We start from the raw sequence: 21,953 nt of genomic DNA, 5'->3' as shown, positions 1-21,953 counted from the left end.
ACGGGGAGAGGGTAAGGGTGAGGGGCGGCGCGAGCCTGCGCAAGATTCGGCGCCGCGTGCCGAGCCCCACCCTGCCGCGCCCGAGCTTGAAGCCCCACTGGCCGAGATCCCGGCGCCCATTCGCTATCCGGCACCGGTCGAGACACAGCCCATCCTTGCCGAGATTGCGCCCGAACCGCAGCCGATCCCGGAGCTAAAACCCGCCCCCGGCAAGGTGACCGTCACCAAGAAGGTCGAGCAGAAGGCGGAACCGCAGAAGGCGCCGGAACCGGCACAGAGGCGCTCATGGTTCCAGCGCATGAAGGACGGGCTTGCCCGTTCATCCCGCGAGCTCACCGGCAACATCGCCGGCGTCTTCACCAAGAGGAAGCTCGACGAGGACACGCTGCAGGATCTGGAGGACGTGCTGATCCGCGCCGACCTCGGCATGGAGACTGCATTGCGCGTCACCGATGCGCTGGCCGCCAGCCGCTACGGCAAGGATGTCTCCGACACCGAAGTGCGCGCCATCATGGCGGCCGAGGTGGAGAAGGTGCTGACCCATGTCGCCATGCCGCTGGAGCTCGATCTCTCCCACAAGCCGCATGTCATCCTGGTCGTCGGCGTCAACGGCACCGGCAAGACCACGACCATCGGCAAGCTGGCGGCCAAGCTCACCGATGGCGGCCTGTCGGTGATGCTCGCCGCCGGCGACACGTTCCGTGCCGCGGCGATCGAGCAGTTGAAGATCTGGGGCGAGCGCACCAACTCGCCGGTCATCGCTTCCAAACTCGGCGCCGACGCCGCCGGCCTCGCCTACGATGCCTTCGAACGGGCCAAGGAAGCCGGCTCCGACGTGCTGATCATCGACACCGCCGGCCGCCTGCAGAACAAGACCGAGTTGATGGCCGAGCTGGAGAAGATCGTGCGCGTACTGGGCAAGCTCGACCCGGAAGCGCCGCACACCGTGCTGCAGACGGTCGACGCCACCACCGGCCAGAATGCGCTCAACCAGGTCGAGATCTTCCGCAATGTCGCCGGCGTCAACGGCCTGGTGATGACCAAGCTGGACGGCACGGCGCGCGGCGGTATTCTGGTGGCGATCGCGGCAAAGCACAAACTGCCGGTCTATTTCATCGGCGTCGGCGAACAGGTCGACGACCTCGAACCTTTCTCGGCAAGCGAATTCGCCAGGGCGATCGCTGGAGTGGCCTAAAAAAGCATGATCGCCAAAAGTTGCAGGCTTTTTGGAAAAGACCATGCGTAAGAAGGAAACCATGAACCCGCCCATTCTCGAACGCGACCCGTCCGATCCGCAAAAGCAGAAGAAGGAAGCCGTCAATCCGCTGCTCAAGCTGGTGCTGGAGCTCGGCCCGCTGATGGTGTTCTTCTTCGCCAATGCGCGCGGCGAATGGCTGACGCAGAAATTTCCTGCCCTTGCCGAATTCGGCGGGCCGATCTTCGTCGCCACCGGCCTGTTCATGGCCGCGACCGCGATCGCGCTGATCGCGTCCTGGCTGCTCACCCGCACGCTGCCGATCATGCCGATGGTGTCGGGCGTCGTCGTCCTCGTTTTCGGCGCGCTGACGCTCTATCTGCAGGACGATATCTTCATCAAGATGAAACCGACCATCGTCAACACGCTGTTCGGCGGCGTGTTGCTCGGCGGCCTGTTCTTCGGCAAATCGCTGCTCGGCTATGTCTTCAATTCGGCCTTCAACCTCGATGCCGAGGGCTGGCGCAAGCTCACCTTTCGCTGGGGCCTGTTCTTCCTGTTCCTGGCCCTTGTCAACGAAGTGGTCTGGCGGAATTTTTCCACCGATGCATGGGTTACCTTCAAAGTCTGGGGCATCATGCCGATCACGCTTCTGTTCACCTTCAGCCAGATGCCGCTGATCCTGCGCCATTCGCTCGAGGACAAGACCGAGAAGGCGAAAAAAGCCGGCAAATAGGGAGACGCGGCCATGAAGTTTGTAACCTCGCGCGACGAGCTGAGGACGGTCTACAAGACGCCGCGGCCGACCGACGGTTCGATCCGCAAGGAGTTGAGGGCGCTGGACGGTCATTGCCGCTCGTTCATCTGCAAGAGCCCCTTCGTGCTGATCGGCTCCTCCGACGGCGCCGGCAATGCCGACGTGACGCCGAAGGGCGACAAGCCGGGTTTCACCACCGTGCTCGACGAGAGGACCATCGCCATCCCCGACCGCCCCGGCAACAACCGGCTGGACACGCTGGAGAACATCCTCCTCAACCCGTCGATCGGACTGCTGTTCCTCATTCCGGGCATGAACGAGACGCTGCGCGTCAATGGCGATGCCCGCATCACCGTCGATGCCGGCTTGCGCGAGCGCCTCGCCGTCGACGGCAAGGAGCCGCAAAGCGTCGTCGTTGTGTCGGTGAAGGCCGCCTATATGCATTGCGCCAAGGCCTTCATGCGCTCCGAATTGTGGAAGCCGGAGACCTGGTACGACCGCGCGACGCTGCCGACGCTCGGCCAGATCCTGCGCGACCAACTGGCGCTCGCCGATTCCGCCGAGGCGACGGACCGCTGGCTGGACGACGAATACAAGCAGACGATGTGGTAGGCTTTGGGGCATGTCGCCCGAAGGTGGGCAGCGGGGCGCGAAGGATCACCGGCGCCCGTTAACCCTTGCCTCTCAACGTCTCGACATCGGTCTTGCCGACATACCAGTCGCGGGCGTTGACCTCCTCGAAGACCACCCAGACGTCGTCATTGCCCAATCCGGTGGCGTCCATGATGGCCGCCGTGACCTTTTTGGCGATGTCAGCCTTCTTACCGGCGGGGTCGGCGGCGATCACTTCCTTGACGATGCGGATGTTGACGAATGGCATGATTTTCTCCCTTTGAACTTTGTTGGCTGCCGTCAGCAAGCTCATTCGAAACGCGCTCTGGCGAACCGCGCGGTGGCACCGGAAACCGCGGTGCAGCGGGCACCGCGGGTAAGCGCAGAAACGCCATCAAAGGCCGCCAGAGAAGAGTTTCGGGCAGCCTCAATAAGTCTTGGCCCCGTTGACCATCAGCCGCACCATATAGAGCGAGGTCGTACCGGCGATGTAGAGGCAGTTGAGCTTGTTGCCGCCGAATACGCAATTGGCGGTTACCTCAGGCACCTTGACCTTGCCGATCAGCGTGCCGTCCGGATCGTAGCAATGGATGCCGTCGGCAGCACTCGTCCAGATGCGCCCGTCCGCGTCGAGCCTAAAACCGTCGAACAGGCCGGCCGTGCAGTCGGCGAAGATTTTTTCGCCCGAAACCTTCTTGCCGCCCTTGCCGACATTGAACACCCGCATATGCGCGGGATTCTGCGCGCCATGCGTGCGGCCGGTGTCGACGACATAAAGCTTGCTCTCGTCGAGCGAGAAGGCGAGCCCGTTGGGCCTGACCATGTCGGTGATGACGGCCTCGACATCGCCGGTGCCGGGATCGACCCGATAGACATGGCAGGCGCCGATCTCGCTCTCGGCCTTGTCGCCCTCATAATCGGTGTCGATGCCGTAGGTCGGATCGGTGAACCAGATCGAGCCGTCGGACTTCACCACCGCATCGTTGGGCGAGTTGAACCGCTTGCCGCGCCATTTGGCGGCAATGGTGGTGATCGACCCGTCATACTCGGTGCGGCTGACGCGGCGGCCCGAATGCTCGCAAGTGACCAGCCGGCCCTGCCGGTCGACGGTGTTGCCGTTGGAATTGCCTGACGGCTGGCGGAACACGCCGACGCTGCCGTCGGTCTCGTCGTAGCGCAGCATGCGGTTGTTGGGGATGTCGGACCAGACCACATAGCGGCCGGCCGCGAACCAGGCCGGCCCTTCCGCCCATCGGCATCCGGTGAACAGCTTGTCGACATTCGCATTGCCGTTGAACAGCCGCGCGAAACGCGGATCGAGAATTTCATAGTCTTCGGCGGGCATGTTTCCTCCCAATCATTCATCGACGATGCCGGCGCGATCAAGCCAGCCGGCGACCGATATGGCAAGATCGATCGCGTCGCAGCTTCGCAATTTGTATGACAAAAGAGGCTACTGAGCAGGCGCGGCGGGAATGGCGCTTCGTCGAAACCACGGCCATGGCGGCGTTAACCGGCTATGCGTCCAGCGCAATGGTGCATTGCAACATCTTCTTTTTGCAACGCACAATAACTATGTCATGTTGCGTACAGATCAAGGGAGGAACAACCGGCCGCGGGAATGCGGCGCAGAAGGAACTTCGCCATGATCCTCGACAGCCTCATGAGCCGCGCTCGCGCAAGCATCGCCAAGCGCCGCCACTACAACCGCCTCGTCGCCGAAATCGACAGCTTCTCCAGCCGCGATCTGGCCGACATGCGCGCCGACCGCTCGGAAATGCTCTACCAGGTCCACAAGCAGATCTACGGCTGAGGCGAACGCATGATCCCGAACCGAAGGTCGGCGCAGCAAAAAGTTGCAGACTATTCGGACGAGAGCATGCGTAATCGGGTTTAACCCATCCATTCGATCCAGCGGCCGTGATAATCGCAATGGGCCAAGCGGCGTGTCTCGCCGCCCGGCCATAGCGTGAGGCTGAGTACCGCCCAATTGTTTGTGGGATCGCGCGGCTCCATCCTCAGCCTTGCGATAGGCGCAGCGGCCGTGGCCTGTCTGCCCGCCTGCTCCAGGGTGGCGGTGATGGCATCCTTGGTCGCCCGCGGCAAATATTGCCACATGATCGAATGATAGAGGACGAAGGCGCCGTCCTGCTGCCGTGCGGCCAGTGCCTTCTCGACAAACTCCGCTCCATCCGCCCTGACAAGCAGCGGCGGGAACTTCTCGGCAAGTGACAGCGCGGCGTCGAGCCGGGCCAGCCGCGCCGCCTGACCGGCCCAGATGAAGGACCGAAGCCGTAGCCGCGCGGCCGCGTCGGCGAAGTCGACCGGCGCGATGTCGCAGCCGGAGCGATGGCGAACGTTGATCTCTCCATTCAGTGGAACAGCACGGCCACGCACCTCCGGCGCCAACCGGACGGGGGAGGCCGGGTCGCCCCACTCGGCATCGCCATAGCGATAGTGAAAGCTGTCGAACAGGAGATTGAGCCCGGCGCTGGCGCCGATCTCACACAGATCCAACGGCAAGCCGGCTTCGCGCGCGACCGTCAGAAATCCAGGCAGCAGCATCGCCGACCGGGCGATCTCATTCGTCTGCGGGGCGCCGGCGAGGCCAGCGACGATCCGCTCGTCGGATCGTGCAATTGCTTCCGGCAGCACCGCCGCGATCTCATCTTCGCTTGTTTGGTTGGGCGGATAAAGCAGTGTCAGTCGCTCATCCGCACCCGCCAGGACCAACGCGTGCAGCGCGCCGCAGAGCCGCAATGAGAGGGCGTCGGCACGCGCGTCACCCGGCCAGGCGAGCACCGCCTGCCCGGTCCTGGTGTTTGCGTCGAGAACCTTGGCCAGCGCACGGCATAATTTCGCGGTGAACGGCGAGCCAAGCCCGTCGCAGGCTTTCGCCTGAGCCAGAAAATGATCGCGGATGTCTCGTTCGTCCATCGCGTTTCCGGTGCCTCAGCCCGGTGCCGCCAGCGCCTTCTCGATCTCCGGCAACAGCAGCGTCTGCGCCGACGCTGGCGTCAGCGGGCCGACATGCTTGTAGGCGATCTTGCCATCCTTGCCGATGACGAAGGTCTCCGGCACGCCATAGACGCCCCAGTCGATCGCCGCGCGTCCGGCTTCGTCGACACCTATCGCCTGGAACGGATTGCCGAGATCGCCAAGGAAGCGGCGGGCGTTTTCCGGCCGGTCCTTGTAGTTCAGCGCCGCCATGCTGAAGCGCTTGTCCTGCGACAGCGCCAAGAGCACCGGATTTTCCTCGCGGCACGGCGCGCACCACGACGCAAAGACATTGACCAGCGTGACCTTGCCGGCGAAGGCTTTCGAATCGAGGCCGGGCAGGTTGGTGCCCTCCAGCGCCGGCAGGTTTGTCTGCGGCGCCGGCAGGCCGATCAGCGCCGACGGCACGTCCGAAGCGTCGCGGCCGGACAGAAGCTGCGACAGGAACAGCCCGGCCAGCGCCAGGAAGACCAGCAGCGGCAACAGCACGATCAGGCGCCGGCGCACGGGTGCCTCTGTTTGCGTATTCATGATTTCCCACTCTTGTCGGAGCGCCGGCGCACGCCGGCCGCCTCCAGTTCGGCGAGATCGCGTTTGCGTGCCCGCTGGTCGATGAGGATCCAACCGATCAGCCCGGCCAGCACCACGGCCGTCATCGTATAGGCGGCCGTCACATAGAGCGCATGCGCGCTCATGCCTGTTGCTCCGCGAGCGCGACTCTTTCCAACCCGAGCATTTCGCCTCTTTCGACCATACTTTTCCTTAGCCTCGCGCCATCGGCTTCGCAATCGGCCGCAGCGCCGCAGGCCTTGCCCTAATCCGTCCCGTGGCGCAGCGCCAGCGCTGCCGCCACTGGTCCCAGCACCGCAAGAAACAGGGTCAGCGCGGCAAGAATGAGGAAGGGCTGCAGGAACGGATCGGGATCGGCCACCGCGCCGTAGCTGGCCGAGACGCCGAAGATCAGCACGGGAATGGTCAGCGGCAGCACCAGCACCGAGATCAGGAGCCCGCCGCGCGGCAGCGCCACCGCGACAGCGGCACCGGCCGCACCGATGAAGGTGATGGCCGGCGTGCCGACCAAGAGCGTCAGCGCCGTCGCGCCGATGCCGGCCGGCGCCATGTTCATGAACAGGCCGAGCAAGGGTGCCGCGATAACCAGCGGCAGCACGCTGCCCGCCCAATGCGCCAGGCATTTCACCAGCACGGTCAGCGCCAGCATGTGCCGGTCGTTGCCGAGCACCAGAAGATCGAGCGAGCCGTCTTCCCGATCGGCCTGGAACAGCCGGTCGAGGCCAAGCAGACAGGCGAGCAGGGCCGATATCCAAAGAATTGCCGGTCCGATGCGGGCAAGCAGGTTGAGGTCCGGCCCGACGCCGAACGGAATGGTGACAATCACCGCCAGGAAGAAGATGACGCCGGTCAATGCGCCGCCACCGGCGCGGATACTGAGACGGATATCGCGCAGGAAGAGGGCTAGCATGGCTTGAAATGCCTGCGCTTGAACACCCCCCTCTGTCCTGCCGACATCACCCGCCCATCCTCAATTCCTTGGCCCCTTCAATCCCCAGCGGCAGATGCGTGGCCGCAATAATGATCCCCCCATCCCGACAGTGCTTCGTCATCACCTCGCCGAACCTTGCCTCCGAAGCCTTGTCCAGCCCCGCCGTCGGCTCGTCGAGCAGCCACAGCGGTCGCCGGCTGACCAGCAATTTTGCGATCGCGGCGCGCCGTCTCTGCCCAGTCGACAGATACCCGAACGGCAGATGGCCGATGCCATCAAGCCCGACCGTTGCCAGCGCCTCTTCGACGCTCAGCGCCGGCTCGCTCGAAAAATCGCGCCAGAAGCGCAGATTCTCCGCCACGCTCAGCGCCGGCTTCATCGCGTTCTGGTGGCCGAGATAGTGGCAGGCCGAGGCGACCGACGGAAAATCCGCAAGCCCGCCCTCGATCCGCACCCGACCTTCCGCCGCCGGCAGCAGCCCGGCGATGACCCTGAGCAGCGTCGATTTGCCCACCCCGTTCGGCCCGGTGACGATCAGCGCCTGACCGTCATCAAGGGCAAATTCGATGCCGGAAAACACCGTTTCGCCGCCCCGTTCGCCGCCCAGATTTTCGGCGATCAGCCACATTCCTTGCCCGTCCCGAAAATACTGCGCCGCGGCAGGCACCGCATCGCACAAAATAGCCTTTCGACTGTCTAGAACTATTCCAGGAAATTCTCTATATGCGGGGCATCCATGCCAGCGGTCGGCACGGGAACAGAATTTGCGCCGAACCAGCGCACGCGCCGCCTTGAACGGCTCGGGTTGCTTGGGAACGGACAGCGGAAATGGCCGTACCCGCACCTTTGCGCGTGATTGCATGCCATCGGCGTCCGTTCCCTTTCAGGCTGAACAGACAAGGACGGATCGCACGTGTCAAAATCCCTCGACAGTTTCAATTGCCGCCGCACGCTGACCGCAGGCGGCGCCGACTATGCCTATTTCGACCTCATCGAGGCCGAGAAGAATGGCCTCACCGGCATCTCCCAACTGCCCTATTCGATGAAGGTGCTGCTGGAGAACCTTTTGCGCAACGAGGACGGCCGTTCCGTCACCAAGGAGAGCATCCAGGCGGTCGCCGGCTGGCTGACCGACAAGGGCACCGCCGGCGTCGAGATCGCCTATCGCCCGGCCCGCGTGCTGATGCAGGATTTCACCGGCGTGCCGGCCGTTGTCGATCTGGCCGCCATGCGCGACGCCATGGCCTCGCTCGGCGGCGACCCGCAGAAGATCAATCCGCTGGTGCCGGTCGACCTGGTCATCGACCACTCGGTCATCGTCGACGAATTCGGCACGCCGATGGCTTTCGCCAGGAATGTCGAGCTCGAATACGAGCGCAACGAAGAGCGCTACAAATTCCTGAAATGGGGCCAGCAGGCCTTCCGCAACTTCCGTGTCGTGCCGCCCGGCACCGGCATCTGCCACCAGGTCAATCTCGAATATCTCGGCCAGGTCGTGTGGACCAACACCGAGGACGGCGAAACCACCGCCTATCCCGACACCTGCGTCGGCACCGATTCGCACACCACCATGATCAACGGCCTCGGCGTGCTCGGCTGGGGCGTCGGCGGCATCGAGGCCGAGGCCGCCATGCTCGGCCAGCCCGTCTCCATGCTGTTGCCCGAAGTGATCGGCTTCCGCCTCACCGGCAGGCTGAAGGAAGGCGTCACCGCCACCGACCTGGTGCTCACCGTCACCCAGATGCTGCGCAAGAAGGGCGTCGTCGGCAAGTTCGTCGAATTCTTCGGCCCCGGCCTGTCCAACATGACGCTGGCCGACCGCGCCACCATCGGCAATATGGCGCCGGAATATGGCGCCACTTGCGGCTTCTTCCCGGTCGACGGCGAAACCATCCGCTATCTCACCATGTCCGGCCGCGAGGAAAACCGCATCGCCCTGGTCGAGGCCTATTCGAAGGCGCAAGGCATGTGGCGCGATACCGGCTCCGCCGACCCGGTCTTCACCGACCTGCTCGATCTCGATCTCGGCGATGTCGTGCCGTCGATGGCCGGCCCCAAGCGGCCGGAAGGCCGTGTCGCGCTGGAAGGCATTCCGGCCGGCTTCGCCAAGGCCATGGAGACCGAGTACAAGAAGGCCGCCGAAATCTCCAAGCGCTATGCCGTCGAAGGCACCAGCCACGATCTCGGCCATGGCGACGTCGTCATCGCCGCCATCACCTCCTGCACCAACACCTCGAACCCGAGCGTGCTGATCGGCGCCGGACTGTTGGCGCGCAATGCCAATCGCCTCGGCCTGAAGCAGAAGCCATGGGTCAAGACCTCGCTGGCGCCGGGCAGCCAGGTGGTGGCCGAATATCTGGAGAAATCCGGCCTGCAGAAGGAGCTTGACCAGATCGGCTTCAACCTGGTCGGCTTCGGCTGCACCACTTGCATCGGCAATTCCGGCCCGCTGCCGGCGCCGATCTCCAAGACCATCAACGATAAAGGTTTGATCGCTGCCGCGGTCTTGTCCGGCAACCGCAATTTCGAAGGCCGCGTCTCGCCCGATGTGCAGGCCAACTATCTGGCCTCGCCGCCGCTGGTCGTCGCCCATGCGCTGGCTGGAACCGTGACTAGGGACCTAACCACCGAGCCGCTCGGCGAGGACAAGAACGGCGAGCCGGTCTACCTCAAGGAGATCTGGCCCAACTCGGCCGAGATCCAGGAGTTCATCGAGAAGAACGTGACGCGCGAGCTGTTCGCCCGCAAATATGCCGACGTCTTCAAGGGCGATGAATACTGGCAGAACGTCAAGGCGCCGGAAGGTCAGACCTACGCCTGGGACGACAATTCGACCTATGTGCAGAACCCGCCCTATTTCGCCGGCATGACCTCGGGTTTCGGCAAGATCGGCGACATCAAGGGCGCCCGCGTGCTGGGTCTCTTCGGCGACAAGATCACCACCGACCACATCTCTCCGGCCGGTTCCATCAAGGCCGCCTCGCCGGCCGGCAAATACCTGACCGACCATGGCGTCGGCGTCGCCGATTTCAACCAGTACGGCACGCGGCGCGGCAATCATGAGGTGATGATGCGCGGCACCTTCGCCAACATCCGCATCCGCAACCACATGCTGGGCGAGAACGGTCGCGAGGGCGGCTACACCATCCACTATCCGTCGAAGGAAGAGGAATCGATCTACGACGCCGCCATGGAATACAAGAAGGAAGGCGTGCCGCTGGTCATCTTCGCCGGCGTCGAATACGGCAACGGCTCGTCGCGTGACTGGGCGGCCAAGGGAACGAATCTGCTCGGTGTTCGCGCGGTCATCGCCCAGTCCTTCGAGCGCATCCACCGCTCGAACCTGGTCGGCATGGGCGTCATCCCCTTCGTCTTCGAAGAAGGCACCTCATGGGCCTCGCTCAACCTGAAGGGCGATGAGCTGGTCGAGATCGACGGGCTGGACAAGATCAAGCCGCGCCAGAAGATGGCCGCCAGGATCACCTATGGCGACGGCACGGTGAAGAACGTGCCGATCATCTGCCGCATCGATACGCTGGACGAGCTCGACTACTTCAAGAACGGCGGCATTCTGCAGTACGTGCTGCGCGATCTAGCTGCATAAGGCAGCAAGGGAATAGGGCTTAGGCAGTAGGGAATAGGACTACTGCCTACTGCCTACTGCCTTTCCAAACCGCGCCGTCGCCGCCAGCAGCACGCCGAGCATCACTGCGTTGAGGATGTGCCACAGGAAATGCGTGCCGGGCGGAAAGCTGCCGCAGACCAGCGGGTCGGTCATCCTGCAGATGACCGAAACAACGAAGATCGCCGAGCCCCGCCAGATTGTACCAGCCGGCGCGATTGCCGCTGGCCGCCACCCATGCGCCGAAGAAGGCGAGCGCCAGGAACGGCGGCAGGTAGCCGGTCGTGCCGTTCGAGGCCTGGCGCAGCCAGTCCGGCACGGCGAAGGTGAGCAGCCCGGCGACGGCGTAGAAGGCGACGAAGACGACAACCGCCTTGCCCCATCCCATACCGAGGAAGCGACGCAGGTTGAACAGCGTGTAGGCCAGCGTGAAGCCGGCGATCGGCAGGACGTCGGCCCATACGGTGCCGTGATTGGCAAAGGTGTGGAACAATGCCGAGCCGACCCCGATCGCCACCACCCACCAGGCCAGCGCCTCGGCGAAGGTGCCGGTGCCAAGCCGCCGCACCTCTCTCACCCCCCACAGCCCGGCCGCGATGAAGGCGAGATTGGTCAAGGCATTAACCGGTTCGGCCCAGAGTTCCGGCCCGGTCCGCTCGCAATAGAGGTCGATCGGCGTCAGGAAAGTTTGCCACATGCTGATATTGCCGCCCGAATCTGTCGCTACCTTGGAGTGCAGGCCTCTCCTATGGCGGCTTTGCCGGTGGTTGCAACGGCAAAATTTCACCGCAACGTGACTTCACCTTGACTGTCGCTTCTGCCACATATTTTAGCAATCAGAACAAGGCCGGCACCACCGGCGGGAATTGGAACGGTCATGACATCTCGAAGATCATTGCGGCTTGCGGCCTTTGCGCTGGCCTTCTCGATGCTTGCCGGCAATGGTTTCGCCGGCGAGGCCGACAGGCCCCAGTCTGACAAGTCCCGGACTGACCGGCCCTTGGGCGTGGTCGAGCTTTTCACCAGCCAGGGCTGCAGTTCCTGCCCGCCGGCCGACGAGTTTTTCACCGAGCTTGCCGCCAGGCAGGACATCGTCGCGCTCGCCTACCATGTCGACTATTGGGACTATCTTGGCTGGCAGGACACGCTGAGCCGCAAGGAGAACACCGAGCGGCAGTATCAGTATATGCGCGCCTTCGGCAGCCGGTCCGTCTATACGCCGCAGGCCGTCATCAATGGCCGCAGCCATGTCAACGGCGCCAGCCGCAGGGAAGTCGATGGCGCGCTCGCCCGCATGGAGAAATCGGGCGAAGGCATGCGGGTCGGCATCAAGGTCAGCCGCACCAGCGACCGCGTCGTGATCGATACCGGCGATGCCGGAACCGGCCCCAGCGACGCCCACGTCGTCATCGTCTATTTCGACCCGCCGCAGACGGTCACGATCGGCAAGGGCGAAAACACCGGCCGCAGCATGACCTATTGGAACGCCGTCACCGGCATCCAGACCGCCGGCATGTGGCACGGCAAGGCGCAGCGCTACGAATTGCCGCTGAGCGAGATTTCCAAGAAGAAGGGCGGCTGCGCCGTGCTGCTGCAGTCGGTCGGCAAGGACGGCCTGCCCGGACCCATCCTGGGCGCCGCCTTCATCCGCAAGCCTTAACGGTTCGGCAGCCGGTCCTGCCTTCGTCATCCTGGGGCGAAGCAGGAGCAAAGCTCCGTCGCGGAAACCCCAGGATCCATGCCGCGACATCTGCGGCACGGCTCTAGCGCTGCTCCTTTTCGGAGCGGATTCGCTTGAGACGATATCCATTCCTCAGGGCAATCGCCAAACCGCTATCCTGATCGGCGGCGTTCCCCGACAACGGTCACGGCATGGATCCCAGGGTCTGCGCTCCGCTTCGCGTCGCTCCGCCCTGGGATGACGACGGCGTGGTTAGCGCCACTCCACCCAATAAAAAACCGGCGTCAGCTTGCTTCTGACGCCGGTCATTTAGGTTTTGGGATCGTCGCACCTGATTTTCCCTAGGGAAAACCGAGGTTGGTTCGATCCGACGCAGACCCGTGGGCGGGGGGCTTGGGGTTTACGAGCCGGTGCCGGACCGAACCGTCTCAGGCAACGCCGGTAAATTCGTCGGACATTGGGGCATGAGCGCGGATAAAAAAAGGCAGGATTGTGGCGAAGCATCACCAATTCCAACGATCGTTTTACAAATGTGACTGGACACTGCGGAAACGGCCCGGCGCCGCCTTGCCCGGTCGGGCCTTGCAATTCCGCGACGAAAGCGCCAACTTTGGTCGGCGTAAGATTCACTCCAAGGATCGAGGCATGACTGATCGCGGCAGCAGCGGGACGGAGGATGGGGACGCATCCGCAATATTGATCCCGTTGCACGAGGCGAGACGCGAACGCCTCGACCAGCCGGTGCGCTTCGACCGGCGCGAACTGGACCAGATTCTCAGGCTTTACGGACGCATGGTCGCCGCCAATGAATGGCGCGACTATGCCATCGACCATCTCGCCGACCGCGCCGTCTTTTCCGTGTTCCGCCGCGCCAGCGAGGTGCCGCTGTTCCAGATCGTCAAGGATCCGAAGCTGGCCCGCAAGCAAGGTGCCTTCGCCGTCATCGCCGCCGGCGGCCGCATCCTCAAGCGCAGCCAGGAGCTCGGCCGCGTGCTCGGCGTCTTCGACGGCAAGCTGAGGCTGGTCGAGGCTTAACTCACTGTTTCTGTTTTAGAAATTTCCACTCGGGCAGCGAGTTTGGATCGGGCGGGGCTAGCGCCCCGTCATTGATCGACAGTTGCATGAACACCGTGTCCAGCCAGCGCCCGTGCTTGTAGCCGGAGCCTTCCAGACGACCCGAATGGCGAAATCCGAGCTTTTCATGCAGCCGCACCGAGGCGCTGTCCGGACGGCCGTCGCCGATCACCGCGATGACCTGGCGAAAGCCCGCCGCCTTGGCCGCGTCGATCAGCCCTTGCATCAGCTTGAGCCCGACGCCCTGGCCCTTGGCCTCGGGTGCGACATAGACGGAATCCTCAACGACAAACCGATATGCCGGGCGTGGCCGGAAGGCGCCGGCATAGGCATAGCCGAGCATGACGCCGTCCTTTTCCGCCACCAGATAGGGAAAGCCGCCCGCCAATAGACTGTCGAATCGCACGCCCATTTCGGCGCGGCTCGGCGGCTCCAGCTCGTAGCTCGCGGTGCCATTGGTCACCGCGTCGGCGTAGATTTCCGTGATCCGGTCGAGGTCTGCCGCAGTGGCGGGCCGTATCGTGATACTGCTCATAATTTACGCAAATCGTTCATCTGCCTTCCATAACAGCAAAGGCAGACATAAAAGAAAAGGGCGGCTGTTAGGCCGCCCTTTCCAAACTCGCTAGTCCAGCTGGACCGACTGATGCCTTTAACGACGGTCACCCATGAACTGCAGCAGGAACATGAACAGGTTGATGAAGTCGAGATAGAGCGTCAGCGCGCCCATGATCGCCTTGCGGCCAGCGACATCGGTGGCGTCGCCCTCGAAATACATCTCCTTGATCTTCTGTGTGTCATAGGCGGTCAGGCCCGAAAAGATCAGCACGCCCAGAGCCGAAACGGCGAAAGACAAAGCCGACGACTGCAGGAAGATGTTGATCACCATCGCGATGATCAGGCCGAACACGCCCATCACCAGGAACGAGCCGAACGCTGTCAGGTCGCGCTTGGTTGTGTAGCCATAAAGCGACAGCGCGCCGAAGGCCGCGGCGGTGGCGAAGAAGGTCTGCGAAATGCTGGCCGTCGTATAGACCAGGAAGATCGACGACAGCGACAGGCCGACCAGGCCGGCATAGACCCAGAACGTGGTCTGCGCGGCCGAAACGCTCATCGACTGGACACGGAACGACAGGAACAGCACGGCGGCCAGCGGAGCCAGCATGACCACCCAGCGCAGCGGCGAGCCGAAGATCGCGTAGCCGAACGAGGTGAGCATTTCGCCGCTCGGCAGCGTCGCGACCGCCGAAGCCGGGTCGCTGGTGGTGGCCAGCATAATTGTGCCGACAGCAGCCAGGCCTGTGATGAGCAGGCCAAGCCCCATCAGATTGTAGACCTTGACCATATAGGCGCGCAGGCCCTGGTCGATGGAGACGTCGACGCCGGCGCCGCGCACGGCGCGCGTCTGGTAGTTGCGAATGGGTTCAGCCATGGTAGTCCTCTATTGCTTCTGCCCCGTCGGGTGTCAGGTCAGTTCGGACCAAGGCGCCGCTGGCGGGGCTCCAGCATGCCTGCCGCGAAATATGATGGTTCTTGACGACAAGAACAAGACCGTACGGGTGTAATGCTTCGTGAGGCATCGAAAACCCGGTTTTATTCGCTTTCAAGGCGCCACATGAACGAGCAGCCCAGCCCTTGCGAATCAGAGATTGCGCAGCACCGGCGCCGCCTTGTGGCCAAGCACCCGCCACGTGCCGGCAAGGCCGATACCGACCGTGACCGCCAGCGCAAAGACGATCGTGGCCACCGCCACTTCAGGCATGAAATTCGACGGCAGCGTCATGATGCGTGCGACAACGAACCACGCCGCGATCCCGCCCGCCGCCAGCGCGAAGATCGCCGTGGCGAGCCCGATCAGCATGTACTCCAGCGAAAAGGCCGCGATCAGCGTCTTCCTGGTGGCGCCCAGCGTCTTCAGCACCACCGCGTCGTGGATGCGGGCCCGGTTGCCGGCGGCGAGCGCGCCGGCCAGCACCAGCACCGAGGCGATCAGCGCCACGCCGGCCGCGGCCCGGATCGCCGTGCCAAGCTGCGCGACCAGCCGGTTGACGATGTCGAGCGCGTCCTTGACCCTGACCGTCGTCACCGCCGGAAAAGCGCGGGTGACGGCGTTGAGCAGACGGGCGTCATCGGCCGCCGACGCATTCTTCTCGGTCAGCGTCGCCAGCCAGCCATGCGGCGCGCCGGCGAAGGTGTTGGGCGAGAACACCATGACGAAATTGATGCCCATCGTCTCCCACTCGACCTGGCGGAAATTGGCGATCCTGGCCGTCACATTGCGGCCGAGCACATTGACGGTCACGGTGTCGCCGAGCTTCAGCCCGATCTCCTTGCCTTCCTCGGCGGAAAACGACACCAGCGGCTCGCCGGCATAATTGTCCGGCCACCATGTCCCCTCGGTCAGTGTCGCATTGGCGGGCAGCCTGGTGTCATAGGTCAGCCCACGGTCGCCGCGCAGCACCCAGGCCCCTTCCGCCGGCACCTTGACCTTGCCGACATCGACGCCGTTCAGCGCCATCACCCGGCCGCGCAGCATCGGCACCTTGACCAGCGCTCCCGCCGGAGCCTCCTTGCCGACCAGCGCGGTAAACGCGTCGACGTCGCTGCTCTGGATGTCGACGAAGAAGAAGTTCGGCGCCCGTTCTGGCAGGCTGCCGGAGATCTGCCGCCTCAGATTACCGTCGATCAGCGCCAGCGTCACCAAAAGCGTCAGCCCGAGCCCCAGCGACAGCACTACCGACGGCGTCAGCGCGCCCGGCCGGTGGATGTTGCCGATGGCGAGCCTCAGCGCCGTCGAGCGGACGCGCGGGCTCTTCCTGGCGGCCGACTGGACCAGCCCGCCGACAACGCGCAGCACCAGGAAGGCAAAGACGGTGGCGCCGACGAAGATCGAGGCAATGCGACGGTCGCCGGAAAACTGAATGGCCAGCGCCGCCAGGGCGAACGCTATGCCGAGCGCGGCGGCGACATAGACCGGGCGCGGAAAACCGCGGCCCTCGAACCCCATTTCGCGAAACAGCGCCGTCGCCGGCACGTCGCGCGCGCGGCCGAGCGGCAGCAGCGCGAAGGCCAGCGTCACCAGCAGCCCGAACAGCGCCGCCATGCCGAGCGCACCGGGATAGAAGCCACCTTCCGCCGGCACCGGAATGACCTGATACAGGGCAGCGCTCGCCGCGAACGGCATCAGCGCGCCGAGCACCAGACCAAGCGCGATGCCGAGGCCGGCGATCATCAGGATCTGCACGAGGTAGACGGCAAAGACGAAACCGCCCGAAGCCCCCAGGCTCTTGAAAGTGGCGATGACACCGCGCTTGCCGTCGAGATAGGCGCGCACCGCATTGGCGACGCCAACGCCGCCGACCACCAGCGCCGTCAGCCCGACCAGGGTCAGGAATTGCGAGAAGCGCTCGATGTTGGAGGACAGCGCCGGTGCGGCGTTGCTGCGCGTGCGGATCGACCAGCCGGCCTCGGGAAAATCCTTGGCGGCCTGGTCCTGGATGGTCTTAATATCTGCTTCGCTGGCGCCGCCGGGCAGGCGGACCTTGTAGGCGTTTTCGACGAGGCTGCCGGGCTGGATCAGGCCGGAAGCGGCGAGTCCGTCCGTCGAGACCATCAGCCGCGGCGCAAAGCCGAAGCCGTCGGACACGGCGTCCGGCTCGCTGACCAGCCGGGCGCGCAGTTCGAAGGTGGCGCTGCCGAGCTTCAGCCGGTCGCCGATCGCGAGATGCAGCCGTTCGAACAGCAGATCCGGCGCGGCGGCACCGAAAACGCCGGACCGTTCGCCGAACAGATCCTGCCTGGATAGTGCCGGCTCGGTTTCCAGCGCACCATAGAGCGGATAGGCCCCGTCGACCGCCTTGGCCTCGACCAGCGCCTGGTCGGAGCCGTCCTCGAGCCGCGCCATCGAGCGCATGTTGGCGCTGTGCGAAATCGTGCCCAGTTCTTCGAGAAAAGCCTGCTCGGTTTGCGTCGCGGCACGCTGGTTGATCTGGAAGCGCAGGTCGCCGCCGAGCAATGTCTGGCCCTGGTTGGCAACGCCGGCGGTGATGGCGCGCGCCACCGAATTGACGCCGCCGATCGCCGCGACGCCAAGTGCGATGCAGGCGAGGAAGATCAGGAAGCCGGACAACCCGCCGCGCATCTCGCGCAGCGAAAACCGGAAAGCGAGCTTCAGGGTGCGCGACCAGCCTGCCCCCTCATCCGGCCGCTTCGCGGCCACCTTCTTCCCGAGGGGAGAAGAGATCGCCGACGCCGGCGCCAGCCTCTTCTCCCCAGCGGGGAGAAGGTGGCCCGAAGGGCCGGATGAGGGGGTCTTGTCAGCCATGACGCTACGCCGTCACTTTAAACAGTGGCGCGTCCTCGATCCGGCCGGAGCGCATCGAAACCTGGCGCGAGCAGCGCGCGGCCAACACCGGATCATGCGTGACCAGCACCAGCGTCATGCCGCGCTCGGCCGCCTTGGCGAACAGGAGGTCGGCGACCTGCCGCCCCGTCGCCTGGTCGAGATTGCCGGTCGGCTCGTCGGCGATCAGGATGCGCGGCGACGGCGCCAGCGCGCGGGCGATCGCCACGCGCTGCTGCTCGCCGCCAGACAATTCGCCGGGGTAATGGGTGACGCGATCGCTCAGGCCGACGGCCGCCAGCTCTCGCGCCGCCACGCCGAACGGATCGGCGTGGCCGGCCAATTCAAGCGGCACCGCGACATTTTCGAGCGCCGTCATGTTGGGGATGAGGTGGAAGGATTGGAAGACGATACCGATGTTTCGCCCCCGAAACGATGCGATCTGGTCCTCGCTCTTGCCGTTTAGAAGTTCGCCGGCGATTCGTACCGTACCCGAATCGACCCTTTCCAGGCCTGCAAGCACCATTAGCAGCGTCGACTTTCCCGAGCCAGATGGCCCAACGATGCCGGTCGCCTCGCCGCTTGCCACATCGAGGCTGACGCCTTTCAGTACATGGACGGAAGACGCGCCTTCGCCGAGCGTCAGCGATACGTCTTTCAGCGCGATGACGGCTTCTGTCACAATTAAATCATCCTATATGGGAGAATGGAGGCTCTTAATTCTTCCGCCGCCATCGAATGTTCATCGTCATATGGGGCCTGCCGCATGGCTTTCAAACACTCTCTTGCAGCAGCCTTCCTGCTTTTCCTCGCGCTTTGCGGCGCCATTTCGTCAGCGCGCGCCGCGCCCCTGGAGATCGTCGGCTTCGGCGACAGCCTGATGGCGGGCTTCGGCCTTGGCCCAGGCGAGGGCTTTACCGATAAGCTGCAGGCGGCACTTCGCGCCAGGGGCCACGACGTGACCGTCGCCAATGCCGGCGTTTCCGGCGATACGTCGAGCGGCGGCCTGTCGCGGCTCGACTGGTCGGTGCCGGACGGAACCAAGCTCGTCATCCTGGAACTTGGCGCCAACGACATGCTGCGCGGCGTCTCGACCGCGATCACGCAAAAGAACCTGGACGACATGCTGGCCAAGCTCAGAGAGCGCAAGATTGCCGTGTTGCTGGCCGGCATGCGCGCCGCGCCCAATCTCGGCGCCGACTACCAGAACAGCTTCGATGCGATCTTCCCGAAACTGGCCGAAAAATACGGCGTTCCGCTCTACCCGTTCTTTCTCGACGGCGTCGCCGGCGAGCCCGCATTCCAGCTCGACGATGGTCTGCACCCGAACGCCAGGGGCGTCGACCGCATGGTCGAGCGCATCCTGCCGACGGTGGAAAAGGCCATCGCCACGGTTCAGGGCGCCTCTTGAACGGCGATATTCCGATGAGATCATGCATTCCGTTAGGGAAACTTTCAGGCAAGCCTGCGACCAACAAACCACTTGCCCCGCGTGAATAACGATGATTCGGTAGGGGCAATAGTTCGATTCGAGGAAGGGAGGCTCTCCATGCCGCGTCTTTTCACCGCCCTCGAAATACCGCGTGACGCCTCTCTTTCGCTGTCCCTGCTCAGGGGGGGCCTGCCCGGGGCTCGCTGGATCGATGTCGAGAACTATCACCTGACGCTGCGCTTCATCGGCGATGTCGAAGGCCATGTCGCCGACGAGATCGCCAACGCACTCGACCGGGTGCACCGCCCGTCCTTCCCGCTGGCGCTGTCCGGCGTCGGCGCCTTCGGCCAGAAGAAACCGCACGCGGTCTGGGCCGGCGTTTCCGCCTCGCCCGATCTCGCCGCACTTCAGGGCGAGATCGACCGCATCTGCCAGCGCCTCGGCATGCCGGTCGACCCGCGCAAGTTCACGCCGCATGTGACGCTGGCGCGCTTGCGCAATTCGAGCCCGCTCGACGTCGCCCAGTACCTTTCGGCGCGCGGCAATTTTTCGACGCTGCCCTTCCGCGTCGGCCGCTTCGTGCTGATGTCGTCGCGCGATTCGGTCGGCGGCGGACCCTACATCGTCGAGGAGGCCTGGCCGCTGTCGGGCGCTGATGCTATCGCTTCGAGCCGGCTCGCCAGCGTCTCAGACGCCTCGCGGATCATGCGATAGACCGAGGCGAACGCGTCCGGTCCGTCATAGTAGGGATCCGGCACGTCGCGCGCCTTGCCATCCGCGAATTCCAGGAACAGATGCACCCGGTCGCGCAAGGCGGCAGGCGCCAGCGCTCTGAGATTGCGGACGTTCGAACGATCCATGCCGAGGATCAGGTCGAAGCGGTGGAAGTCTTCCACCGTCACCTTGCGCGCTTTCTGCCCGGAAATGTCGATGCCATGGCGATCCGCAATCGCGACCGAGCGCGGATCGGGGGCGGAACCGACCTCCCAGCCGCTGGTCGCGGCCGAATCGAGCAATATCTCTAGCCCGCGCTCCGCCAACACAGCGCGAAACACGCCTTCGGCGAGTGGCGACCGGCAGATATTGCCGAGGCAGACGAAAAGAATGGAGTTTATGGGCTTTGCGCTCATCGATCCGGCGCTATGGTGAGGGTCACAATTCGAGATAGCACAGGAAGCGCACATGACGAGAGAGAAACTGGGCAAGCAAGCCATCGCCGAGGCGCTTGCCGGCCTCGACGGCTGGGCACTGGCCGGCGATGGCCGTTCGATCAGCCGTAAATTCACCTTCAGGAATTTCTCCGAGGCATTCGCTTTCATGACACGTGTCGCACTCGCGGCGGAGAAGATGGACCATCACCCCGACTGGTCGAATGTCTACAAGACCGTGAACGTCACGCTCAGCACGCATGATGCCGGCGGCCTGACCGCGCTCGACATAGAGCTGGCGAAAAGGATGAACAGCTATTTGGGCGGTTGAACGCGCCTGTGCCCGGATGTTCGCGGCAGGACCGGATCTTCAAATCGGCATCGGCATCTTGCAGCGGGGTTCGGCTTCCACCACATTTTCCGTGCGCAGCCGCGCGTTGAACAATACGCGGGCGAACGCACAGGAGAAACTGATGGCGCAAAAATCCGGTTTTGATTTCTTCGGCTTCGGCGGCAAGCTGGGCGACGAGGGCGAAGTGCGCGCAAAATTCTGGCGCACCGCCAAGAAGGCTGCCCGGCAAATCCCGTTCATGGAAGAAGTGGTCGCCGCCTATTACTGCGCCATGGACAAGAAGACGCCGCTGCGCGCCAAGGGCATCTTGCTGGCCGCGCTCGGCTATTTCGTGCTGCCCGTGGACGCGATTCCCGACTTCGTCTTCGGCCTCGGCTTCACCGACGACATCGCCGTGCTGACCGCCGCGATCACCGCCGTCAGCGCCAATATCACGCCCGCGCACCGGCTGGCCGCCCGGGAGGCGATGGCCGACGAGAACTGAGCTGGCGCAGGGCCGGGGCCTGTTTGAAAAGTCAAACTCTTGCCGCTTTCGTGGCCTCCAAGTCGGCCCAGGGACACCATGTCCGCCGCTTTTCGGGCGGTGGCGCGGGAATGGCGGCGGTTTCCTGGGGTGAGGGTCCTTTTGCCAAAGGAAGTTCACCGTTTGGTAACCCAGATTAAATCAAAATGAAGCGACGGCAGGACGCGATGCGGGTCTGCCCCCGCACCATTTGGAATACGGGAAAAACGATGCGCGGATTGATTGCTACAGTTTCGAGCCTGGTCCTGGTGGCCTTGACAGCGCCAGCCCTGGCGCAATCGGCGACCAAGACCGGCCAGCACAATGCCTGGGGCACCTACAGCTACAAGGCGTCGGGCGGCAAGGTCTGCTACGTCTTGACCGTGCCGACCGACAAGCAGCCGCCAACGCTCGACCATGGCGACATGTTCTTCTTCGTCAGCCAGCGACCGGGACAGCAGGTCTCCTACGAGCCGCAATTCATCGCCGGCTACAACTTCCAGGAAGGCTCCAAGGCGACCGTCACCATCGACAGGAAGAGCTTCTCGATGTTCACGCGCGGCAAGTCGGCCTGGGTCGAGAATGCCGCCGAGGAGCCGGTGCTGATCGCCGCGATGAAGACCGGCACCGACATGAAAGTGTCGGCGAAGTCCGGCCGCGGCAACACCACCACCTATGTCTTTTCGCTGAAGGGCATTTCAGCGGCGCTGGCCTCGATCGCCAAGTGTAAATAGCGAA

General features: G+C 64.0%; 24 protein-coding genes and 1 pseudogene. 12 read left to right on the top strand and 13 right to left on the bottom strand.

Annotated features, from left to right (window positions below):
* From ftsY to MESS2_RS06615, 3 genes are all read left to right on the top strand, one after another.
* Positions 1 to 1,195: signal recognition particle-docking protein FtsY (gene ftsY / locus MESS2_RS06625; protein ID WP_040592334.1), on the top strand; the 1,195-nt coding region annotated here is incomplete at its 5' end.
* A 61-nt stretch (positions 1,196 to 1,256) separates the two neighbouring features.
* Positions 1,257 to 1,931 carry a septation protein A gene (locus MESS2_RS06620; protein ID WP_008873379.1) on the top strand — a complete coding sequence of 225 codons (675 nt, stop codon included), beginning with the start codon at positions 1,257 to 1,259 and terminating at the stop codon, positions 1,929 to 1,931.
* A 12-nt stretch (positions 1,932 to 1,943) separates the two neighbouring features.
* Complete coding sequence (locus tag MESS2_RS06615; RefSeq protein WP_008873378.1) at positions 1,944 to 2,564, top strand: pyridoxamine 5'-phosphate oxidase family protein; 621 nt, start codon at positions 1,944 to 1,946, stop codon at positions 2,562 to 2,564.
* A gap of 58 nt (positions 2,565 to 2,622) precedes the next feature.
* Here MESS2_RS06615 and MESS2_RS06610 read toward each other — a convergent pair whose 3' ends face one another.
* Both MESS2_RS06610 and MESS2_RS06605 read right to left on the bottom strand, forming a co-directional pair.
* Positions 2,623 to 2,832, bottom strand: coding sequence for a tautomerase family protein (locus tag MESS2_RS06610; protein WP_008873377.1), 210 nt, complete (start codon positions 2,830 to 2,832; stop codon positions 2,623 to 2,625).
* Between the two features lie 159 nt (positions 2,833 to 2,991).
* Positions 2,992 to 3,909, bottom strand: a complete 918-nt coding sequence (locus tag MESS2_RS06605; RefSeq protein ID WP_008873376.1) for an SMP-30/gluconolactonase/LRE family protein — start codon at positions 3,907 to 3,909, stop codon at positions 2,992 to 2,994.
* Positions 3,910 to 4,209: 300 nt separating this feature from the next.
* On the opposite strand from MESS2_RS06605, the gene MESS2_RS30700 reads away from it, so the two are divergent.
* Entirely contained in the window at positions 4,210 to 4,377 is a 168-nt protein-coding gene (locus MESS2_RS30700; RefSeq protein ID WP_008873374.1) for a hypothetical protein, read from the top strand.
* A gap of 80 nt (positions 4,378 to 4,457) precedes the next feature.
* Here MESS2_RS30700 and MESS2_RS06600 read toward each other — a convergent pair whose 3' ends face one another.
* The 5 genes from MESS2_RS06600 to ccmA form a co-directional block, all read right to left on the bottom strand.
* Positions 4,458 to 5,501, bottom strand: coding sequence for a DUF2332 domain-containing protein (locus MESS2_RS06600; RefSeq protein WP_008873373.1), 1,044 nt, complete (start codon positions 5,499 to 5,501; stop codon positions 4,458 to 4,460).
* Between the two features lie 15 nt (positions 5,502 to 5,516).
* A complete protein-coding gene (locus MESS2_RS06595; RefSeq protein WP_008873372.1) occupies positions 5,517 to 6,092 on the bottom strand; it encodes a DsbE family thiol:disulfide interchange protein in 576 nt (191 codons plus the stop codon).
* Entirely contained in the window at positions 6,089 to 6,256 is a 168-nt protein-coding gene (gene ccmD, locus MESS2_RS06590; protein WP_008873371.1) for a heme exporter protein CcmD, read from the bottom strand. Before ccmD ends, MESS2_RS06595 begins: the two co-directional genes overlap by 4 nt.
* Positions 6,257 to 6,375: 119 nt before the next feature.
* A complete protein-coding gene (gene ccmB / locus MESS2_RS06585) occupies positions 6,376 to 7,041 on the bottom strand; it encodes a heme exporter protein CcmB (RefSeq protein ID WP_008873370.1) in 666 nt (221 codons plus the stop codon).
* Between the two features lie 46 nt (positions 7,042 to 7,087).
* Positions 7,088 to 7,690, bottom strand: coding sequence for a heme ABC exporter ATP-binding protein CcmA (gene ccmA, locus MESS2_RS06580; protein WP_008873369.1), 603 nt, complete (start codon positions 7,688 to 7,690; stop codon positions 7,088 to 7,090).
* A 285-nt stretch (positions 7,691 to 7,975) separates the two neighbouring features.
* On the opposite strand from ccmA, the gene acnA reads away from it, so the two are divergent.
* On the top strand, positions 7,976 to 10,666 hold the full coding sequence (gene acnA, locus MESS2_RS06575; RefSeq protein ID WP_008873368.1) for an aconitate hydratase AcnA: 2,691 nt from the start codon (positions 7,976 to 7,978) through the stop codon (positions 10,664 to 10,666).
* Between the two features lie 39 nt (positions 10,667 to 10,705).
* Here the strand turns inward: acnA and MESS2_RS06570 are convergent.
* Positions 10,706 to 11,381 (bottom strand): annotated as a pseudogene (locus MESS2_RS06570) (ceramidase domain-containing protein).
* 180 nt (positions 11,382 to 11,561) lie between these two features.
* On the opposite strand from MESS2_RS06570, the gene MESS2_RS06565 reads away from it, so the two are divergent.
* Both MESS2_RS06565 and MESS2_RS06560 read left to right on the top strand, forming a co-directional pair.
* A complete protein-coding gene (locus MESS2_RS06565; protein ID WP_040592332.1) occupies positions 11,562 to 12,344 on the top strand; it encodes a DUF1223 domain-containing protein in 783 nt (260 codons plus the stop codon).
* A 666-nt stretch (positions 12,345 to 13,010) separates the two neighbouring features.
* The gene (locus MESS2_RS06560) at positions 13,011 to 13,400 is read left to right on the top strand and encodes a DUF2794 domain-containing protein (RefSeq protein ID WP_008873364.1); all 390 of its coding nucleotides are present in this window, start codon (positions 13,011 to 13,013) and stop codon (positions 13,398 to 13,400) included.
* Between the two features lies 1 nt (position 13,401).
* Here the strand turns inward: MESS2_RS06560 and MESS2_RS06555 are convergent, their stop codons facing one another.
* From MESS2_RS06555 to MESS2_RS06540, 4 genes are all read right to left on the bottom strand, one after another.
* Complete coding sequence (locus tag MESS2_RS06555; RefSeq protein ID WP_008873363.1) at positions 13,402 to 13,974, bottom strand: GNAT family N-acetyltransferase; 573 nt, start codon at positions 13,972 to 13,974, stop codon at positions 13,402 to 13,404.
* A 117-nt stretch (positions 13,975 to 14,091) separates the two neighbouring features.
* Positions 14,092 to 14,871 (bottom strand): Bax inhibitor-1/YccA family protein, encoded by a 780-nt coding sequence (locus tag MESS2_RS06550; protein ID WP_008873362.1) that lies wholly within the window; start codon positions 14,869 to 14,871, stop codon positions 14,092 to 14,094.
* 210 nt (positions 14,872 to 15,081) lie between these two features.
* Positions 15,082 to 17,580, bottom strand: a complete 2,499-nt coding sequence (locus MESS2_RS06545) for an ABC transporter permease (protein WP_083918395.1) — start codon at positions 17,578 to 17,580, stop codon at positions 15,082 to 15,084.
* Between the two features lie 187 nt (positions 17,581 to 17,767).
* Positions 17,768 to 18,463, bottom strand: a complete 696-nt coding sequence (locus tag MESS2_RS06540) for an ABC transporter ATP-binding protein (RefSeq protein WP_008873360.1) — start codon at positions 18,461 to 18,463, stop codon at positions 17,768 to 17,770.
* Positions 18,464 to 18,547: 84 nt separating this feature from the next.
* Here MESS2_RS06540 and MESS2_RS06535 point away from each other — a divergent pair, with 84 nt between their 5' ends.
* Positions 18,548 to 19,192 carry an arylesterase gene (locus MESS2_RS06535; RefSeq protein WP_008873359.1) on the top strand — a complete coding sequence of 215 codons (645 nt, stop codon included), beginning with the start codon at positions 18,548 to 18,550 and terminating at the stop codon, positions 19,190 to 19,192.
* Positions 19,193 to 19,330: 138 nt separating this feature from the next.
* Entirely contained in the window at positions 19,331 to 19,927 is a 597-nt protein-coding gene (gene thpR, locus MESS2_RS06530) for an RNA 2',3'-cyclic phosphodiesterase (protein WP_008873358.1), read from the top strand.
* Here the strand turns inward: thpR and MESS2_RS06525 are convergent.
* Positions 19,831 to 20,343, bottom strand: a complete 513-nt coding sequence (locus MESS2_RS06525) for a low molecular weight protein-tyrosine-phosphatase (RefSeq protein ID WP_008873357.1) — start codon at positions 20,341 to 20,343, stop codon at positions 19,831 to 19,833. The genes thpR and MESS2_RS06525 overlap by 97 nt on opposite strands.
* Before the next feature lie 52 nt (positions 20,344 to 20,395).
* Here MESS2_RS06525 and MESS2_RS06520 point away from each other — a divergent pair, with 52 nt between their 5' ends.
* The 3 genes from MESS2_RS06520 (at position 20,396) to MESS2_RS06510 (ending at position 21,949) form a co-directional block, all read left to right on the top strand.
* Positions 20,396 to 20,692: a 4a-hydroxytetrahydrobiopterin dehydratase gene (locus MESS2_RS06520; RefSeq protein ID WP_008873356.1), complete on the top strand. Its 297-nt coding sequence runs from the start codon at positions 20,396 to 20,398 to the stop codon at positions 20,690 to 20,692.
* A gap of 142 nt (positions 20,693 to 20,834) precedes the next feature.
* Positions 20,835 to 21,197, top strand: coding sequence for a YkvA family protein (locus tag MESS2_RS06515; protein WP_008873355.1), 363 nt, complete (start codon positions 20,835 to 20,837; stop codon positions 21,195 to 21,197).
* A gap of 248 nt (positions 21,198 to 21,445) precedes the next feature.
* Positions 21,446 to 21,949, top strand: coding sequence for an invasion associated locus B family protein (locus tag MESS2_RS06510; protein WP_008873354.1), 504 nt, complete (start codon positions 21,446 to 21,448; stop codon positions 21,947 to 21,949).
* Positions 21,950 to 21,953 lie beyond the last annotated feature (4 nt).

The organism is Mesorhizobium metallidurans STM 2683 (assembly GCF_000350085.1).
Lineage (GTDB): Bacteria > Pseudomonadota > Alphaproteobacteria > Rhizobiales > Rhizobiaceae > Mesorhizobium > Mesorhizobium metallidurans.
Note: the sequence above shows the minus strand (reverse complement) of the source record. Positions and strands in the feature narration are given on the sequence as shown.

Coding starts and splice junctions, on each gene's coding strand:
- MESS2_RS06565 (WP_040592332.1), top strand. CDS start 11,562: ATGACATCTCGAAGATCATTGCGGCTTGCGGCCTTTGCGCTGGCCTTC.
- MESS2_RS06620 (WP_008873379.1), top strand. CDS start 1,257: ATGAACCCGCCCATTCTCGAACGCGACCCGTCCGATCCGCAAAAGCAG.
- MESS2_RS06615 (WP_008873378.1), top strand. CDS start 1,944: ATGAAGTTTGTAACCTCGCGCGACGAGCTGAGGACGGTCTACAAGACG.
- MESS2_RS06510 (WP_008873354.1), top strand. CDS start 21,446: ATGCGCGGATTGATTGCTACAGTTTCGAGCCTGGTCCTGGTGGCCTTG.
- MESS2_RS06525 (WP_008873357.1), bottom strand. CDS start 20,343: ATGAGCGCAAAGCCCATAAACTCCATTCTTTTCGTCTGCCTCGGCAAT.
- ccmA (WP_008873369.1), bottom strand. CDS start 7,690: ATGTGGCTGATCGCCGAAAATCTGGGCGGCGAACGGGGCGGCGAAACG.
- MESS2_RS06550 (WP_008873362.1), bottom strand. CDS start 14,871: ATGGCTGAACCCATTCGCAACTACCAGACGCGCGCCGTGCGCGGCGCC.
- MESS2_RS06545 (WP_083918395.1), bottom strand. CDS start 17,580: ATGCGCGGCGGGTTGTCCGGCTTCCTGATCTTCCTCGCCTGCATCGCA.
- MESS2_RS06600 (WP_008873373.1), bottom strand. CDS start 5,501: ATGGACGAACGAGACATCCGCGATCATTTTCTGGCTCAGGCGAAAGCC.
- MESS2_RS06520 (WP_008873356.1), top strand. CDS start 20,396: ATGACGAGAGAGAAACTGGGCAAGCAAGCCATCGCCGAGGCGCTTGCC.
- MESS2_RS06610 (WP_008873377.1), bottom strand. CDS start 2,832: ATGCCATTCGTCAACATCCGCATCGTCAAGGAAGTGATCGCCGCCGAC.
- MESS2_RS30700 (WP_008873374.1), top strand. CDS start 4,210: ATGATCCTCGACAGCCTCATGAGCCGCGCTCGCGCAAGCATCGCCAAG.
- MESS2_RS06560 (WP_008873364.1), top strand. CDS start 13,011: ATGACTGATCGCGGCAGCAGCGGGACGGAGGATGGGGACGCATCCGCA.
- ccmB (WP_008873370.1), bottom strand. CDS start 7,041: ATGCTAGCCCTCTTCCTGCGCGATATCCGTCTCAGTATCCGCGCCGGT.
- MESS2_RS06535 (WP_008873359.1), top strand. CDS start 18,548: ATGGCTTTCAAACACTCTCTTGCAGCAGCCTTCCTGCTTTTCCTCGCG.
- MESS2_RS06605 (WP_008873376.1), bottom strand. CDS start 3,909: ATGCCCGCCGAAGACTATGAAATTCTCGATCCGCGTTTCGCGCGGCTG.
- MESS2_RS06595 (WP_008873372.1), bottom strand. CDS start 6,092: ATGAATACGCAAACAGAGGCACCCGTGCGCCGGCGCCTGATCGTGCTG.
- thpR (WP_008873358.1), top strand. CDS start 19,331: ATGCCGCGTCTTTTCACCGCCCTCGAAATACCGCGTGACGCCTCTCTT.
- MESS2_RS06515 (WP_008873355.1), top strand. CDS start 20,835: ATGGCGCAAAAATCCGGTTTTGATTTCTTCGGCTTCGGCGGCAAGCTG.
- ccmD (WP_008873371.1), bottom strand. CDS start 6,256: ATGAGCGCGCATGCGCTCTATGTGACGGCCGCCTATACGATGACGGCC.
- MESS2_RS06555 (WP_008873363.1), bottom strand. CDS start 13,974: ATGAGCAGTATCACGATACGGCCCGCCACTGCGGCAGACCTCGACCGG.